The sequence below is a fragment of the Aquabacterium sp. genome (assembly GCF_035476535.1).
Classification (GTDB): Bacteria; Pseudomonadota; Gammaproteobacteria; order Burkholderiales; family Burkholderiaceae_C; genus Pseudaquabacterium.
Genome location: NZ_DATILJ010000220.1, coordinates 25041 through 42459, shown reverse-complemented (window position 1 = coordinate 42459; position 17419 = coordinate 25041). Strand labels below are relative to the sequence as shown.

The following is a 17419-nucleotide window of genomic DNA, read 5'->3' as shown; positions in this document are numbered from 1 at the left end:
GTCGATGGTCTTCAACCGCTTCCCGCGCATGCTGCGCGACCTGGCGGCCAAGCTCGGCAAGAAGGTCGACCTGGTCACGCAGGGTGAAGCCACCGAACTCGACAAGGGCATGGTCGAGAAGATCACCGACCCGCTGACCCACCTGGTGCGCAACAGCTGCGACCATGGCATCGAACTGCCGGCCGACCGCGTCGCCAAGGGCAAGCCCGAGACCGGCACGATCACGCTGGTGGCCTCGCATCAGGGCGGCTCGATCGTCATCGAAGTGCGCGACGACGGCCGCGGACTGAACCGCAACAAGCTGATTCAGAAGGCCCGCGAAAAGGGCATCGACGCACCGGACTCGATGACCGACGCCGAATGCTGGAACCTGATCTTCGCGCCCGGCTTCTCCACCGCCGACGTGGTGACCGATGTCTCCGGCCGCGGTGTCGGCATGGACGTGGTCAAGAAGAACATCCTGTCGCTGGGCGGCACGGTGGACATCGATTCGGCCGAAGGCTACGGCATGAGCGTGAAGGTGCGGCTGCCGCTCACCTTGGCCATCATGGACGGCATGAGCGTGGGTGTCGGCGAAGAGTGCTACATCCTGCCGCTGGGCTCGGTGGTGGAATCCTTCCAGGTGCAGCCGAAGATGATCAAGACCATCGGCGGCACCGGCCGCGTGGTGGAAGTGCGCGACGAGTACATGCCGGTGATCGACCTCGAGAAGGTCTTCGATGTGCCGCGCTTCGATTTCGAGCATGTCAGCAACATCATGGTGGTGGTCGAGGCCGAAGGCCAGCGCGTCGCGCTGCTGGTCGACGAACTGCTCGGCCAGCAGCAGGTGGTGGTGAAGAACCTCGAGGCCAACTACCGCAAGGTGCCCGATGTGTCGGGCGCCACGATCATGGGCGACGGCCGCGTCGCGCTGATCCTGGACATCGGCACGCTCGTGCGCCGGACCCGGCATTGACCCCCCGGAGCGCCTGCGGCGCCTCCCCCCGAGGGGGCGCCGCCAGCGGCCCGCGAGACAGATCGAACCCTCGATGAGACAACGGAGTACCCGATGAACGCCGTCGACAAGCTGATGCGCAACTTCACGATTCGCCTGCGCATGCTCGGTGCCATCGGCATGGTGGTGCTGCTGCTGGTGATGGTAGGCGGGGCAGGCCTGATCGGCATGTTCCGCATCCAGTCGCTGAGCGACCAGGTGTCCCAGCAGACGCTGACGGTCAACACCCACATGGCCTCGCTGGGTGAGCAGATCGCCTACCTGCGCCGCCACGAGAAAGACCTGATCATCAACTACGAAAAGGCCGAGGCGATCACCGCGCTGAAGGCCAAGTGGCAGGCCTCGCTGAAGCTCACGCTGGCCGAGGTGAAGAGCCTGGGCGACGCCGAGCACGGCCTGGACCGCGCGGCCATCGAGCAGGTGGGCAAGCAGGTGCAGGGCTATGCCACGGCCTTCGAGCCGGTGCTCAAGCAGATCGAAGCGTCGGCCTACGATTCAGCCACCACCATCAGCAAGGTCTCCGCCAAGGCAGCGGCCATGATGCAGGCGGCCGAGCAAGGCCTGGCCAGCCTGCGCCAGGCCAATGCCAAGCTGGCCGATGCGGCGCGCGAGGACATGCGCGCTTCAGTCAACCGCACGCTCGCCACCTTCGGCGCCGCGCTGGCCGCAGCCATCCTGCTGGTGGTGCCGCTGACGCTGATCAACTCGGCCTCCATCCTGCGCCCGATGCGCCAGGCCAACGAACTGGCCCGCGCGATTGCCAGCGGCGACCTGACCCACCCGGTCAACGACCAGGGCCGCGACGAAAGCGCCGACCTGCTGCGCAGCCTGAACGCGATGCAGGACTACTTGCGCAAGCTGGTGGGCCAGATCCGCGCTTCAGCCGATTCGATCCAGACCGCGAGCGCCGAAGTGGCCTCCGGCAACACCGACCTGAGCCAGCGCACCGAACAAGCGGCGTCGAACCTGCAGCAGACCGCCAGCTCGATGGAGCAGCTCACCGGCACGGTGCGCCAGAGCGCTGATGCCGCGTCGCAGGCCAATCAGCTGGCCTCCTCCGCTTCGGCGGTGGCCCAGCGCGGCGGCAGCGTGGTGTCGCAGGTCGTCGCTACGATGAACGACATCAACACCAGCTCCAAGAAGATCGCCGACATCATCGGCGTCATCGACGGCATTGCCTTCCAGACCAACATCCTGGCGCTGAATGCCGCGGTGGAAGCGGCCCGCGCCGGCGAACAAGGCCGCGGCTTCGCCGTCGTAGCAGGCGAAGTACGCAGCCTGGCGCAGCGCTCGGCCGAAGCGGCGCGCGAGATCAAGACCCTGATCGGCGCCAGCGTCGAACGCGTGGAATCCGGTGCCCGCCTGGTGCAGGACGCCGGCAGCACGATGACCGAGATCGTCGCCAGCGTGCAGCGGGTGTCCGACATCATCGGCGAGATCACCGCCGCCTCCAGCGAACAGAGCAGCGGCATCGGCCAGATCAACGGCGCGGTGGTGCAGCTCGACCAGATGACGCAGCAGAACGCCGCGCTGGTCGAAGAATCCGCCGCCGCCGCCGAGAGCTTGAAAGAGCAGGCGCACCGGCTGGCCGATGCGGTGGGCGTGTTCAAGCTGGAGCAGTCAGCGTGAGCAAGCGCCATCTGGGCATCCGGGCCAAGCTGCTGGGCGGCTTTGTTCTGGTGCTGGTGATCGCACTGGCGCAGAGCCTGCTGTCGATCCACCGCCTCGGCGCGGTGAACGAGAAGTCCAGTGACCTGGCCACCGTCTGGCTGCCCAGCGTCAAGCAGCTCGGCGACCTGGGCACCGAGCTCGGTGCCAGCCGGGTCACGCTGATGAAGCTGCTGCTGGTCGAGAACCCGATGGCCGTGGACGCCATCGAGGCCGAGATGAAGCGTGGCCAGGCGCGGCTGGACAAGCAGCGCGCGGCCTATGCCCAGGACTTCAGCAGCGCCGAGGACAAGGCGCTGTACGAACAGTTCGACCGCCAGCTCAAGGCTGCGCAGGCGCTCAACCCCGAGCTCTTCACGATGATGCGCCAGATGCGCACCGACGAGGCCCGCCAGCTCGGCGGCGGCACGGCGACCAAGCTCTACGACGAAGCCAGTGCCACGCTGGACAAGCTGATCGCGATGAATGCCGCCGCCGCCACGCAGGCCAGCGCATCGGCCGGCCTGGCCTACCGCCAAGGCCTGGCCGTGCTGCTGGGCAGCCTGCTGATCATGGCGGCGCTGGCCTTGAGCATTGGCTGGGTGCTGTCGGCCAAGCTCACGCGGGCCGCTTCGCAGGCCGTGCGCACGGCCGAGCAGATTGCCGACGGCGACCTGAGCCAGCCCATCGCCTCCACCAGCCATGACGAAATGGGCCTGCTGCTCGACGCGCTGGCGAAGATGCAGCACCGCCTGCGCGACATCGTCGCCGGCGTGCGCCAGAACGCCGAGAACGTGGCCACGGCCAGTGCCGAGATCGCCTTCGGCAACAACGACTTGAGCGTGCGCACCGAACAACAGGCCAGCGCGCTGCAGCAGACGTCATCGTCGATGGACCACCTGGCCGGCACGGTGCGCCAGAACGCCGACAGCGCGGTGCAGGCCAACCAGCTGGCGCTGAGCGCATCGACCGTGGCGGTCTCCGGCGGCGAGGTGGTGAACCGCGTCGTCGAGACGATGAAGGGCATCAACGAGTCGTCGCGCAAGATCTCCGACATCATCGGCGTCATCGACGGCATCGCCTTCCAGACCAACATCCTGGCGCTGAACGCCGCGGTGGAAGCCGCCCGCGCCGGCGAGCAGGGCCGCGGCTTCGCCGTGGTGGCCAGCGAAGTGCGCAGCCTGGCGCAGCGCTCGGCCGATGCCGCCAAGCAGATCAAGATGCTGATCTCCACCAGTGTCGAACGCGTCGAGCATGGCACGCAGCTGGTCGACCAGGCCGGCAGCACGATGCAGGACGTGGTGGCCTCAATCCGCCGCGTGACGCAGATCGTCGGCGAGATCAGCGCGGCCAGTTCGCAGCAATCGGCCGGCGTCGGCCAGATCGGCGAAGCCATCGGCCAGATGGACCACAGCACGCAGCAGAACGCGGCGCTGGTCGAACAATCCGCCGCGGCGGCCGAGAGCCTGAAGGAACAGGCCCAGCGGCTGAACGACGCAATGCATGTCTTCAAGCTCCAGGCCACCGCCTGAGCCTCAGCGCAGCCGCCCTGAGCTGCCTCCTTTTTTCTCCACGCCGTTTTCTCCACGCCGTTCCCACCCGAAAGAGCCGCACCATGCTGTCCTTCCTTTCTTCCACCCAGCGTGCCGTGCTGCTGCTGGCCCTGATGTTGAGCGGCCAGGCCTGCGTCATCGCCGGCCTGTCGCTGGGCTGGCCGGCGGCGCTGACCATCGGCAGCAGCAGCACTTGCGCGGTGCTGGCGGCGCTGAGCTTCGTCGATGCGACGGTGGTGATGCGCGGCTTCCTGGCGGCGCTCACGTCGCATACGCAACGCATCGCCGGCGGTGACCTGTCGACCGACATCGCGGTGCAAGGCAATACCGATGCGGCCCAGGTGCTGCAGGCGCTGCAGACGCTGCAGACCGAGCTGCGCCGCTCGATCAGCGCCATCCGCAACGGCGCGGACGGCGTGACCACGGCGGCCTCCGAGATCGCCACCGGCAACCAGGACTTGTCGGCACGCACCGAACAGACGGCCAGCAGCCTGCAATCGGCCGCCAGCTCGATGGCCCAGCTGAACGGCACGGTGCGCCAGAGCGCGGATTCGGCGGCGCAGGCCAACCAGCTGGCCTCCTCCGCCGCGGCGGTGGCCCAGCGCGGCGGCAATGTCGTCGCGCAGGTCGTCTCGACGATGGACGAGATCAACACCAGCTCGAAGAAGATCGCCGACATCATCGGCACCATCGACGGCATTGCCTTCCAGACCAACATCCTGGCGCTGAACGCCGCGGTGGAAGCCGCGCGTGCCGGCGAACAAGGCCGCGGCTTCGCGGTGGTGGCCGGCGAGGTGCGCAGCCTGGCGCAGCGCTCGGCCGAAGCGGCGCGCGAGATCAAGACCCTGATCGGCGCCAGCGTCGAACGCGTGGAATCCGGTGCCCGCCTGGTGCAGGACGCCGGCAGCACGATGACCGAAATCGTCGCCAGCGTGCAGCGGGTGTCCGACATCATCGGCGAGATCTCCGCCGCCGCGACCGAACAGAGCGCCGGCATCGGCCAGATCAACGGCGCGGTGGTGCAACTCGACCAGATGACGCAGCAGAACGCCTCGCTGGTGGAAGAGTCCGCCGCTGCCGCCGAAAGCCTCAAGGACCAGGCCTCGCGCCTGGTGGACGGTGTCGCCATGTTCCGCCTGGCCGACGCGCCGGCTGCAGCGGCCAAGCCGGCGATCAGGACAACCGCCAAGCCGGCGCCCGCGACCGCCAGAAAACCCGCAGCCCAACCCGCCGGCAAACCCCTGAGCAAGCCAGCCGAGGCCAAGCCCAAGGCTGCCGCAGCGCCCGCCAAGCCCGCGACCGCCAAGCCCGTGCTGATGCGACCCGCGCCGGCCTCCGCCCAACCGGCCGCTGCCGCCACGGCCGACGCGGGTGGCGACTGGGAAAGCTTCTAAGCCATTCAAGTTCGGCCCCCACCCGCCGATAAATCTGACAGGTGCCGGTCGGTGCCTCAGCTCAACACCAAGGACACGCCACCATGGAAATGATTCAAGAAGGCACCCGCATCGCCCAGCATGAAGCTGCCCGCCGTGCCGTCGCCAACGCCCGCAGTGGCGAGTACCTCACCTTCCGCCTCGGCGCCGAGGAATACGGCATCGACATCCTGCGCGTGCAGGAGATCCGCTCCTACGAACAACCGACCCGCATCGCCAACGCACCGGCCTTCCTGAAGGGTGTGGTCAACCTGCGCGGCGTGATCGTGCCGATCGTCGACCTGCGCCTGAAGCTGGGATGCGACAGCGCCGAGTACAACCACTTCACCGTCGTCATCGTGCTGAACGTGCGCGGCCGCGTGGTCGGCGCGGTGGTCGACTCGGTGTCCGACGTGCTGGAGCTGTCCGGCGATTCGATCCGCCCGGCCCCCGGCACCAACGCCACCATCGACACCTCCTACATCACCGGCATCGGCAGCGTCGCCGAGCGCATGCTGATCCTGATGGACATCGAAGCGCTGATGAGCAGCGCCGACATGGGCCTGATGGAAACCGAAGCCGCCTGACGCGGTCTGGCTCGGGCCGCCCGTGCGTTGCCCGGGTTGACTGGAGCGAGAAGTATGAAGCGACGTGGTTTGACGATCGTGCAGCGCTTGGGGCTCGGCACGTTGTTCCTGGTGCGTTCGATCCGCACACGGCTGAGCAGCCAGGCGCAGGCCGTTGAGCGCATCGGCCAGGGCGACCCCGCACCCGCCGCACCACCGCGTCCGGCCGAAGCGGCCCAGGCCGCCATCAGCCAGGCCCGGGCCAGTTCGCGGCCGGCCTCAAGCGGCGCCGCCGGGCAAGCTGACGACTGGGAATCGTTCTGACGCGTACTCTCCGCCGTCACCGCGCCTCGGCAACCCGCCCCATCGAACGATCCGCGCTGAGCGCCGCAGCCACGACGACCAACACGCCATAGGCGATGGGTTCATAGGCGGGGTCGACACCGGTCGCCGCGATGCCGACCCGCAGCACGGTGACCGTCAGCACGCCGATCAAGGTCCGGCCCAGCCCGCCCACGCCCCCCGTGATGGCCGTGCCGCCGATCAGCACCGCCGCGATGCTGGGCAGCAGCAGGCTGTCGGCAATGGTCGGGCTGGCGCTGGACGTGCGCGCCACCATCGCCAGGCCGGCCAGGCCGGAGAACAGGCCGGCCAGCGCAAAGGCCAGGACCTTCACCCGCCCGACACGGATGCCACTGAGCAGGGCCACCCGCGGGTTCAGCCCTATCGCGTACACGTAGCGGCCCAGCGGCAGCCAGCGCAGGCACGCGCACAGCACGATGAGCGCCGCGACGGCAAAGGCGAACGCATGCGAGACGCCGAAGCTGCTGCCCTCGAGCCAGGCGACGGCAGCCTCGCCGGTTTGCACCGGGAGGGTGGTGTGCGCAATGGCCAGTGCCAGGCCCGACCAGATGCCGAGCCCGGCCAGCGTGACGACGACCGAAGGCAGTTGGGCGCGCACGTGCACATACCCCTGGAAGGCGCCGACGACGGTGCTCAGCGCCAGCACGCCGAGCACGCCGGCACCACCCAGGGTGGGCAGCGAGAGCGCGATCAACACCGAAGCCAGCGCGGCGAGCGCGGCCATCGACAGGTCGATGCCGCCGAGCAGGATCACCAGCGTCTGGCCGGTGGCAAAGAGCAGGATCACGCTCGATTCACCGGCCAGCATGCCCAGGTTGTTGGTCGACAGAAACGTCGGCTGCACCAAGCCCACGGCCGCCAGCAGAGCGAACAACACCCCGAGCGGCGCGAGCGGCGCATACCGCACGAACCGCGCGTACGGCCCGAGGATCGACAGCCAGCGAACAGGGGCGCGCATGAACAGGCCCTAGACCATTCGTTCCAAAATCTGAAGCTCGCTCACCGGCGTGCCGGTGGCGGGGAAACGGCCCGAGACGCCGCCATCCTTCATCACGAGCACGGCGTCGCTGAGCGCAACGAGCTCGTCCAGCGTATCGGCGATCAGCAGGATGCCAATGCCGCTGCCGGCGAGTTCGCGGATCAATCGCATGATCTCCGTCTTGGCGCCGACGTCGAGCCCGCGCAAGGGGTGGTCGAGGATCAGCAGCTTCGGCTGGCCCGTTATCAGCCATTTCGCCAGCACCAGCTTCTGCTGGTTGCCGCCACTGAGGTGGTGTGCCGGCGTCTCCGGCATCTCCGGCGTGGTGGGCTTGATGCGCAGACGATCGATCCAGCCGCTGACCAGTTCTCTCTCGCGGGCCAGGTCGATGAAGGGGCCACGACGCAGACCCTCGAGATGGGCCAGCGTCAGGTTCTCGCGCACGCTCAAGCCGGCCACGATGCCCTCGAGACGCCGCTCGGCCGGCACATAGCCGATGCCCAGGCGCACCGCATCGGCCGGCTCATTGAGCCGGACCGGCTTGCCATCGAGCACGATCTCGCCACTGTCGGGTGCCTCGGCGCCGAACAGGCTGCGGCACAGGCTCTCGCACCCGGATCCCGCCCCACCGGCCAGACCGAGCACTTCACCGGCGTGCAGGTCGAAGCTCACCGCGTGGTAGTTGCGGGCGCGGCTGAGCGCACGCACGCTCAGCATCACCGCAGACCGGCTTGTCGGCAACGGCGCCGCGCGCGGGCCGTCTTCGGCGTTCACCGCACGGCCGAGCATCAGCTGCTGCAGATCGGCGACCTGGTAGCTGCCCCGCTCGCGCTGCGCGACGCAGCAGCCGTCGCTCATCACATAGAGGCGGTCGCAGACGCGCATCACTTCATCGAGCCGGTGCGACACGAACACCACCGATGCGCGCCCGCGCAGCCGCTCGATCTGCGTCAGCACGGTCTCGATCTGCCCGGCGTCCAGCATCGATGTTGGCTCGTCGAGCAGGATCACCGGCTCGTGCTGCGTGCGCTCCTCGATCGCCAGGACCTTGGCCAGTTCGACCATCTGCCGTTCGGCGAAGGACAGGCTGTCCGTCCTGGCCGCCGGCGCGATGCTGCAACCCAGCTTGGCCAGCTGGCGCGCGGCCAGCGCGTTCAGCGTGCGCCAGTGGTAGAAGCCGGCGTGCAGCGCCGCATCTTCATGGCCCAGCAGGATGTTCTCGGCGACGCTCACATTGGGCAGCAGCGACTGTTCCTGGAACACCATGCCAATGCCCGCATCGTTGGCATCCGCCCCGCTTCGCGGGCTGATGGGCCGGCCGCGCAGGACGATGCGCCCGCCATCGGCCCGGCACTGCCCGGCCAGCACCTTCAGCAGCGTCGACTTGCCCGCGCCATTTGCGCCGACCACGCCGAGCACCTCGCGCTCGCGAAGCTCGATCGACACATCGTCCAGCGCACGCGTGCCGCCGAACTGCTTGCGCAAGCCCTCGACGCGCAGGACCGTCTTGTTCACTGGACGACGCGCCCGCGGCTGCGCAGATGCCATGTGGCGAACAGCGACGCGGTCAGGATGATCGCGCCCTGCACCGCCTTCTGGATGTCCGGCGTGACGCCAACGAAGATCATGCCGTTGGCCAGCACACCCAGCATCAGCGCGCCCACCGCGGACTGCAGCACGCCGCCCCGCCCGCCGCTGAGCGAGGTGCCGCCGATCACCACGGCCGTGACCGTGGCGAACATCTGCCCGAGACCGATGTCGACATGGCCCAGCCCGATGCGCGCCGATTCCACCACCCCGCCCAGGCCGGCCAGCAGCCCGCAAAGGGCAAACGCCAGCAGCTTGTAGCGATCGACCGGAAGACCCGACTGGCGGGCCAGGTCCTCGGCACCGCCGATGGCCAGGCTGTAGCGGCCGAAGCGCGTGTAGTGCTGCAGCACCACGCCGAGCGCCAGCACCAGCACGGCGATGATGGCCAGGTTCGGCACCACGCCGGTCCGCCCGAGGCCGATGCTGCGCAGCGACGCGTCGCGGATCAGCGGCGGCTGGCCGCCGGACAAGAGCATCGCCAGCCCCAAGGCGGCCGACCAGACGCCGAGCGTGGCCATGAAGGACGGCACGCGCAGGCGCGTGACCACCAGGCCATTCAGAAGACCGATGCCAGCACCGGCCAGAACGGCCAGCAGCCCGCCGAGAAGGCCGAGCTCAAGGCCGGTTCGGCTGTTGAGCACCAGCAGGGCCACAGCCAGTGAGCTGGCCGCCATGACGCCCTCGATCGACAGATCGATGGCCCCCTGCAGCACCACGAAGCTCATGCCGACCGTCAGGATCAGCGGGATGGCGCAGCGGTCGGCGATCAGCCAGAGGTTCTCGGTGGTCGCGAAGCGGGGCTCGGCCAGGCCGAAGCCGATGCACAGCACGATCAGCGCCAGGCACGGCCCCCAGGGGCGCAGGACGGCGTAATTCAAAACGCCTTGCCGGTGCTGCGACGCCATAGATTCGCGCAATCCCACTCCGGCGCGTAGTCCGCGACTTGCGGCTCGCCGCGATGCCGCCCGGCGTTGTCCTTGGTGATGACTTGAAGCTTCAGGTAGAAGTCGCGCTTCTCCTGGGGCCAGGCCTTGGGCAAAGCCACCTGTCCGGTGAGCACGCACACCCCCATGGCCAGGCCGATGCTGCCCTGGTAGTAGGCGTCGCTCGACACCGTTGCCAGCATCTCGCCCTTGACGACCGCATCGATCGCCTCGGGAATGCCATCGACGCCGACCACCGGGATCTTGCCGGCGAGGCCGGCGGCGCGCAGCGCTTCGAGGGCACCGAGCGCCATGTCGTCATTGGCCGCCCACACGGCGGAGATCTGCTTGCCGTACTTGGCCAGCCAGGTCTGCATGATCGGGAAGGCCGCCGTGCGGTCCCAGTTGGCGGTCTGGTGATCGAGCAGCTTGAGCTCCGGCCGGCCTTTGAGCACCTGTTGCAGGCCGGCAAAGCGCTGGCGCGCGGGATCGGTGTCGAGCCGGCCTTGCAGCGCGACGATGCCGCCTTTGCCGCCCATGGCATCGACCAGCAGTGTCGAGATCGACACGCCGGCATCGAGGCTGTTGACGGCCACATGGGCGATCCATTGATCATTGCCGTTGAACGGGTGCAGGCCCGCCGGATGGGCCCAGTGCGTGACGATCCAGGCGCCGGACTGGTTGGCCGTGTTGACCATGGGTTTCACGGCCACATCGGAGTTCGGTTCGACATTGAAGATCGTGCATTTCGGCCGGGTGCTCAGCAAGCCGCGCATCAGCGAGACCTGCTTGTCGGAATCGCCCTGGTTGAGTTGCAGCACGTAGCGCTGTTCGAGTCCCGCCCATTTCGCGAACAAGCGGCCGCCCTTGTCCAGGTTGGCGTGATAGGGCTGCGCGATCTCCCGCATCGTATTGACCAGCCGGATCTCCGACTTGTCGCACAAAGGAGCTGCCGCGACCCCGGTGGTGGTCAGCATCGACAGAATGCATGCGGCCCTCGTGGCCGGACTCATCGAGCTGTGCTTCATGGGGCTTGTCATCCTCGTTGATGGGACCCCGCCTGTCACGGGTGGTCTTCGCGGTCCATGTAGGCCCTCAACAGCTCCAGTATGGCCTGCGACTGGTAGCCGTCGGCCAATTCGCGCAGCCGCCGTGCGAACGGGCCGTAGGTCACGCCCAGGGTGCCGAGAAAGTCTGCGTGGGCACGGATGGTTCTCATGTTGCCGGTTTGGGCCAGGCCGTACAGGATCTTCATTTCCTGCGGCGGCGGCGGAATCAGCCGGCCAGGCGCCTGGGCCTGCACGGGTGCCGCTGTGCCCGGCATATCGGGAACCCAGGCCAATTGCAGCAGCCTGCCGATCTCGTGCAGCAGCTTGTCCAGTTGGATCGGCTTGGCCAGGAAGGCGTCGGCGCCGCCGGCCAGGCTCATGCGCTCGTCGACAGCGCTGGCGCTGGCCGAGACGGCGATGACAGGCACGTTTTTCAGTTCATCCACTTGCCGCAGGCGCCGCGTCGACTCCAGGCCGTCCATCACCGGCATCACGCTGTCCATCACGATCAGATCGGGGCGCAGCGCCTGCGCCTGCCGCAAGCCCGCCTCGCCGTTGTCGGCCTCGACGGCGTTGAAGCCCAGTGCCGTCAGAAAGTCGACCAGCAGCGTGCGATTGGCTTCGACATCATCGACCACCAGCAGCGTGCGGCGCTCACCGCGGTAGCCGGTGATCGGCGGCCGGTGGGGCATGGCGTCGCGCTTGGCATCGAGCATGCCGAGCGGCAAGTCAAGGTCGAACCAGAAGCGGCTGCCTTGCCCCAGGCGACTCTCGACCTGGATGTCGCCACCCATCAGGCGCACCAGTTGGCGGCTGATCGACAGCCCCAGGCCGGTACCGCCGAAGCGGCGCTGCGCATCGGCACCCTGCTCGAAGGGCATGAAGACGCTCTCCAACTCGTCGGGCGATATGCCGATGCCGGTGTCCTCGACCTCGAATCGCAGGCTTGCCACGGTGTCGCTCACGCCGAGGTGGCGCGCCCGCAAACTCACCTGTCCCTGCCCGGTGAATTTCACCGCGTTGCTCAACAGGTTCAGCAGAATCTGGCGCAGGTACTTCTCGTCGACGATCACGGCCCGGGCCAGCCCGGGCACACCGTCGAAGTTGAACTGCAGCCCTTTCTCCTCGGCCCTGATGCGGATGATGTCGATGACGGTGCGCAGGAACTCGTCAAGAGCAAGGGCTTGCGGCTGCAGGTCGACCTTGCCGGCTTCTATCCTCGACAGGTCAAGGATGTCATTGACCAGTGTCAGCAACTGCTCGCCACCTTGCTGGATGATCTTCACGCGGCGCGCCTGGTGCTCGTCCAACTGTGGCTCAGCCAGCAGCAGCTGTGCAAAACCGAGGATCGCATTCAAGGGCGTGCGCAGCTCGTGGCTCATCGTGGTCAGGAAGATGCTCTTGGCTCGATTGGCCAGATCCGCCACGCGCCGCGCCTGCCGTTCAGCTTCCACCTGCTTGCGCTCGGTCAGGTCGAGCACGAAGGCCACGCCATGTTCTTGCGAACCCTCCAGGAAGGCACAGCCCAGCAGCACGGGGACGAGCCGGCCGCCTTGGCAGATGAATGCCTTCTCGTAGGGTGCGCACAGGCCGGTTCGCCGGAGTTCTTCCGCTGCGCGCGCATCGGCCGCCCGGTAGTCCGCCGGCGTCATGTCGGTCCAGCGCACCGCGCCTTGCAGCAGATCTTGCCGGCTGTAGCCGACCAGACTCAGGAAGGCGTCGTTCGCCTCGGTGATGTCGCCGGCACGGTTCCAGAACAGCACGCCGATGATGTTGGACTCGACCAGGCGGCGGATGCGGCCGTCTCGCTCGCGCAAGGAGGCTTCGGCGCGTCGGCGCTCGAGGTTCTCTTGTTGCAGGTCGGCATACAGCAGCGCGTTCTCCAGCGAGATCGCCGCCTGCGCGGCCAGCAATTCCAGCACCGCCAAACGTTCCGCGGTGAAGGCATGGGTGACCAGATTGTTTTCGAGGTACAGCAGGCCGATCAGCGTGGACTGGCGGGTGATCGGCAGGCACAGCACCGACTTCGACCGGCGCTCGGCCAGCCGCGGGTCGGTGGAAAACGGGTTCGACTGCGCCGCGTCCGACAGCAAGACCGACGCCTTGCTGCGCCGCACGTAGTTCAGGATCGTCTGCGGCAAGGCGGTCTCTTCGTCGGCCGCCCCGAGCTGAAGCTGCACCTGTACCTCATGCTGTTGCACATGGGCTTCGGCCGCCGGCCACAGATGGCCGTCGCGAACCAGCAGCAGATGACCGGTCTGGGCGCCGGCGTTCTCGATCACGATGCGCAGCAGCGTGTCGACCAGCTCATCGAGCACGATCCGCCCGGAGATGGCCTGCGAGGCTTTGGCGACCGACAGCAAGTCGAACTCACCCACGCCACCGAGAGCCGGGCTGAAGGTCGGCGCCGGCGGGCCACGCAGCTGGAGATGGCGCGCGTCGAGCTGCCGGACCTTGCCCTCGGCGCCCCAGCGCGCAAAGGCGGCGCGCGCCTCGTCCAAGTGGGCACGGGCGGCGGTCGTGGCCCCGCGGGCCCGATGAAATGCGGCGGCCAGTTCGTGCGCGACGCCCTCGGTCTGGAGCTGGGCGTTGTCGCGCGCCGATCGAATCGATGCCTCGTAGTGGCGTATCGCGTCGAGGTCACGTCCTTCGAGGCGGGCGATCTCGGCGCCGACCAGGGCCGCACGGCTGTCGAAGTTCTCGTGGCAGTTCTCGGCCCATTGCGCCAGCTGCGCATGGTGGGCGCGCAGTGTCGCGAGCCAGGGCTCGCGGTCCTCGACAGGGGCTTCGTCGCAGCGTCCGGCCCGTGCCAGCGCGGCAAAGAAGTGGTACTCGGCGACCTCGATGTGCGAGGGCGACGTCCAGAGCAGTTGCGCCGCCTTGCCCGCCGCCTCGACCGCGGCGTCGCCCTCGCCGGCCAGAAAGCAGGCCTGCAGCTTGCGGACCCAGTACCAGCATGCCGCGATCGCCAGACGGGGGTCGTCCGTGAGATGGCGCTCGAAGGCAGCTTCGTCGAACGGCGCATCGGCGGGCCCCGGTGCCGCGCCGCGCAGCGAGCGGATCAGCTGCAGCTGTCCGATCAAGATGTCGACGACCAACCCGAAGCGGGCCTTGCGTGCAAAGGCCAAGCCGGACTCTGCCTCGCGCAGCGTCTCGGTCAGCGGTTCTTCGCTGGCCAGCAGGTTGGTGATCAGATGGTTGCAGCTGTAGACGGCGAAGGTCAGGTCGCCCCCTTCGTTGGCGACATCGAAGGCACGCCGTATCCATGCGCGGCCGCTGCGAAACGGCTGCGTCCACGGGTTGACGACGTTCGCGACATGCAGGTACACGCGGGGCTTGAAGCGGCTCAGACCCCGCTGGTCCACCAGGTCCAGCCCCAGTTGGCCGAAGCGGTAGCCGGCGGCGTAGTGGCCGAAGCGCGGCCCCAGGAACATGCCGAGCCAGGCGTAGCCGAGGCATGAGCCATCGCTGTGGCCATGCACCAGGCTGATGTTGGCCATGCGGCCGACGACCAGGCCGAGCAGGTTCTCGTCGGTGAACAACACCGGCGGCAGGATGGCGGTGAGCACGTCCATCGTCGCGTGCGAATCGGCGTCGGTCATCAGCGGCAGGTCGATCAGCGCCTCGATCGAGCGCTCGCCCAGGCACTGGAACATGCGCTCGAATTCGGCCCGCACATCGTCGCGGGTCGGATGCGGCAGCCACTGCACCTGCACCTGCCGCAGATAGGCCAGGCCGGCCTCGACGGCGCGGTCGCTGCGATCCATGGTCGTGTAGAGGTTCACCTGCACGCAGGTGACGGCCGCCAGGTCGATCGGGTTGGTGCAGCGCTGCGCCAGCGCCGACAGCTGCGCCTCGGCCGCGGCCAGATCGCCGGTCAGGTATTCACATTCGGCGCGGTGGAAGGCGAGCGCGAAGCTGAGCTCGTAGCGCCGCTCCCAACTGTCCTGTGGCAGCAGATCGCCGCCTGTGGCGAGGTACTTCAGCGCCGCGGCGTGGGCCGCCGAGTCCTTGGCGCGCTGGCCGGCGATGAGGTTGAGCTCGGCCAGCCGCTCTCGTTCAGCGGGCGCGGTGATCAAGGCGATGCCGCGATTGAACGGGTTCACGATCTCGAAGATCTTCTGCTCGAACTCCTGCGCCGCCGTGCGGGAGGCCAGCAGCCGGCCGATGCGCAGGTGTTCCGAGGCGCGCTCGGTGTCCGGGATCAACGAATAGGCGGCCTCCTGGATGCGATCGTGCAGAAAGGTGTAGCCGCCATCCGAGCGGTAGACCAATCCACCGCGAACAGCCGCCCACAGGGCGACGTGGATTTGCGCTTCCGTGGCACCACGGATCAGGCACAGGTCGACGACGGCCGCGCTGCTACCGAGGCAGCCGAGCACCTTCAAGGCCTCTTGTGCGACGGCGGGCAGGCGCTTCAGTTTGTCGATCATCAGATCGACGACGTTGTCGGTGAAGCCTTTTGCGCGGATGTGGTCGAGGTCCCAGGTCCAGGCCGATGCGACCGGATCGACCGCCAGGAGCCGCTGTTCGACAAGCGCCGAAACGAACTGGATCGCAAAGAAGGGGTTGCCGCCGGTCCGCTCCTGCACCAGTTGCGCCAGCCCCTGCGCGTGGTCTCGCGTGCAATGCAGGGTATCGGCAACGAACTGCGCCATCTCGTCCGGCGTGAAAGCTGCAAGCGCGATCTCCTGCACCCGGACCTGCCGCGCCCCGCGAATGGCGTCCAGCGTGCGCATCAGCGGGTGCAGCGCGTCGACCTCGTTATCGCGGTACGCCCCGATCAACAGCAGGTGGCGCAGCTCCGGTTCGGTCGTCCACTGCTCCAGCAGCCGCAGCGTGGCCGCATCCAGCCATTGCAGGTCGTCCAGGAACAGCACCAGCGGGTGCTCCGGCTGCGCAAACACCCCCAGCAGGCGCCGGAACACCGTCTGGAAACGGCTCTGTGCATCCTGGGGCGAGAGCTCCTGAACCGGCGGCTGCCTGCCGATGATCAGCTCAAGCTCCGGGATGAGCTGGACGACCAACTGCCCACTGCTGCCCACCGCCGCCCGAATGGCGTCTCGCCACCGGCTCAGCTGCGCCTCGCTCTGGCCGAGGATCTGGCGCACCAGCACCCCGAACGCCTGGGCCAGCGTGGCGCACGGGATGTCGCGCTTGTACTGGTCGAACTTGCCCGACGCGAACAGGCCATGACCTTGCACCAGCAGCTTGTGCAGCTCACCCACGATCGACGACTTGCCGATGCCGGAGTACCCGGACACCAGCACGAGTTCCAGCAAGCCGTCGGCGGCCACGCGGTCGAAGGCGCGTACCAGGACCTCGACTTCAGCCTTCCGCCCATAGAGCTTCTCCGGGATCAGCAATTGGGCCGACACGTCATGCAGCGCCACCGGGAACGCATCGATACGGGCTTGCGTTTCCCATTGCGCCAGGCATCGGCGCAAATCGGCCTCGAGGCCGAAGGCCGTCTGGTAACGATCATCGGCCGCCTTGGCCAGCAGCTTCATGACGATGGCCGAGACCGGCTCGGGCAGCCCTGGCACATGCTCGGTGGGTGCAGCCGGCTGCCGCGCGATGTGGCTGTGGCACAGCGCCATCGGATCCGTGGTGGTGAACGGCAACCCGCCCGTCACCATTTCGTAGAACGACACGCCCAGCGCATACAGGTCGCTGCGGGAATCGATGGACCGCGTCATGCGGCCGGTCTGCTCGGGCGCCATGTAGGCCAGCGTGCCGGCCACGTCCTCGGGCGACGCGAGGGCTTGGCGCTCACGCGGCTGGCGGGTGGCGATGCCAAAGCCCATCAGATGGACCTGGCCGCTCATGGCATCGAACAACACGTTGGCCGGCTTGATGTCCTTGTGGACGATGCCCCGTTCGTGGAGCTGCCCCAATGCGGCTGCCCAAGCGCTGGCGATGCGCAGGAAAGGTGTCAGCGCCATGGGTTGGCCGAGCAGGCCATCCAGCGGCTCGCCGCCCGGGTCGGCCAACAGCAGCAGCGGGCGCCCGTCCCAGCGGATCAGCTCCAGCGGACACACCGCCCACTGCGGATCCAGGTCAGCCTTCAAGTCCAGCTCATGTTCGAGCCGCCCGAGCCTCAAGGACCCGGCGTGCTCAACGGCCGGCGCCTTGGCCAGCCTGGCCTCGGCCGCCGCCGGATCCCGCAGCCTGTACAGCACGAACTCCGCGTCCCGCCGCACGGTCTCGAGCTGCCAGCCTGGCGGTGTCGTGGATACGGTCATCGGGATACCCGTTCTGGCAGTCTACCGATGATCCTGAGGATTCCACTCAGGGTCTGGACGGATCCGCGAACGGCGTGCGACGCGCCATGGACACCGTG

Annotated in this window: 11 protein-coding genes; 6 read left to right on the top strand and 5 right to left on the bottom strand. The window is 67.9% G+C overall.

What is annotated here, in order from left to right:
* The 6 genes from VLK61_RS21675 to VLK61_RS21650 form a co-directional block, all read left to right on the top strand.
* The coding region (locus VLK61_RS21675; protein ID WP_325423822.1) for a chemotaxis protein CheA at positions 1–955 on the top strand (955 nt) is incomplete at its 5' end.
* A 93-nt stretch (positions 956–1048) separates the two neighbouring features.
* Complete coding sequence (locus tag VLK61_RS21670) at positions 1049–2623, top strand: methyl-accepting chemotaxis protein (protein ID WP_325423820.1); 1575 nt, start codon at positions 1049–1051, stop codon at positions 2621–2623.
* Positions 2620–4173, top strand: a complete 1554-nt coding sequence (locus VLK61_RS21665) for a methyl-accepting chemotaxis protein (RefSeq protein ID WP_325423818.1) — start codon at positions 2620–2622, stop codon at positions 4171–4173. Before VLK61_RS21670 ends, VLK61_RS21665 begins: the two co-directional genes overlap by 4 nt.
* An 83-nt stretch (positions 4174–4256) precedes the next feature.
* A complete protein-coding gene (locus VLK61_RS21660; protein WP_414636842.1) occupies positions 4257–5588 on the top strand; it encodes a methyl-accepting chemotaxis protein in 1332 nt (443 codons plus the stop codon).
* Positions 5589–5671: 83 nt separating this feature from the next.
* Positions 5672–6193: a chemotaxis protein CheW gene (locus VLK61_RS21655; RefSeq protein ID WP_414636841.1), complete on the top strand. Its 522-nt coding sequence runs from the start codon at positions 5672–5674 to the stop codon at positions 6191–6193.
* Between the two features lie 54 nt (positions 6194–6247).
* The gene (locus VLK61_RS21650) at positions 6248–6496 is read left to right on the top strand and encodes a hypothetical protein (RefSeq protein ID WP_325423816.1); all 249 of its coding nucleotides are present in this window, start codon (positions 6248–6250) and stop codon (positions 6494–6496) included.
* 16 nt (positions 6497–6512) lie between these two features.
* Here the strand turns inward: VLK61_RS21650 and VLK61_RS21645 are convergent, their stop codons facing one another.
* The 5 genes from VLK61_RS21645 to VLK61_RS21625 form a co-directional block, all read right to left on the bottom strand.
* Positions 6513–7493, bottom strand: a complete 981-nt coding sequence (locus VLK61_RS21645; RefSeq protein WP_325423814.1) for an ABC transporter permease — start codon at positions 7491–7493, stop codon at positions 6513–6515.
* Positions 7494–7502: 9 nt separating this feature from the next.
* Positions 7503–9029 (bottom strand): sugar ABC transporter ATP-binding protein, encoded by a 1527-nt coding sequence (locus tag VLK61_RS21640; RefSeq protein ID WP_325423812.1) that lies wholly within the window; start codon positions 9027–9029, stop codon positions 7503–7505.
* On the bottom strand, positions 9026–10027 hold the full coding sequence (locus VLK61_RS21635; RefSeq protein WP_325423809.1) for an ABC transporter permease: 1002 nt from the start codon (positions 10025–10027) through the stop codon (positions 9026–9028). Before VLK61_RS21635 ends, VLK61_RS21640 begins: the two co-directional genes overlap by 4 nt.
* The gene (locus VLK61_RS21630) at positions 9979–11004 is read right to left on the bottom strand and encodes a sugar ABC transporter substrate-binding protein (protein ID WP_325423807.1); all 1026 of its coding nucleotides are present in this window, start codon (positions 11002–11004) and stop codon (positions 9979–9981) included. Before VLK61_RS21630 ends, VLK61_RS21635 begins: the two co-directional genes overlap by 49 nt.
* Positions 11005–11090: 86 nt before the next feature.
* The gene (locus VLK61_RS21625; RefSeq protein WP_325423805.1) at positions 11091–17321 is read right to left on the bottom strand and encodes an AAA family ATPase; all 6231 of its coding nucleotides are present in this window, start codon (positions 17319–17321) and stop codon (positions 11091–11093) included.
* Positions 17322–17419 lie beyond the last annotated feature (98 nt).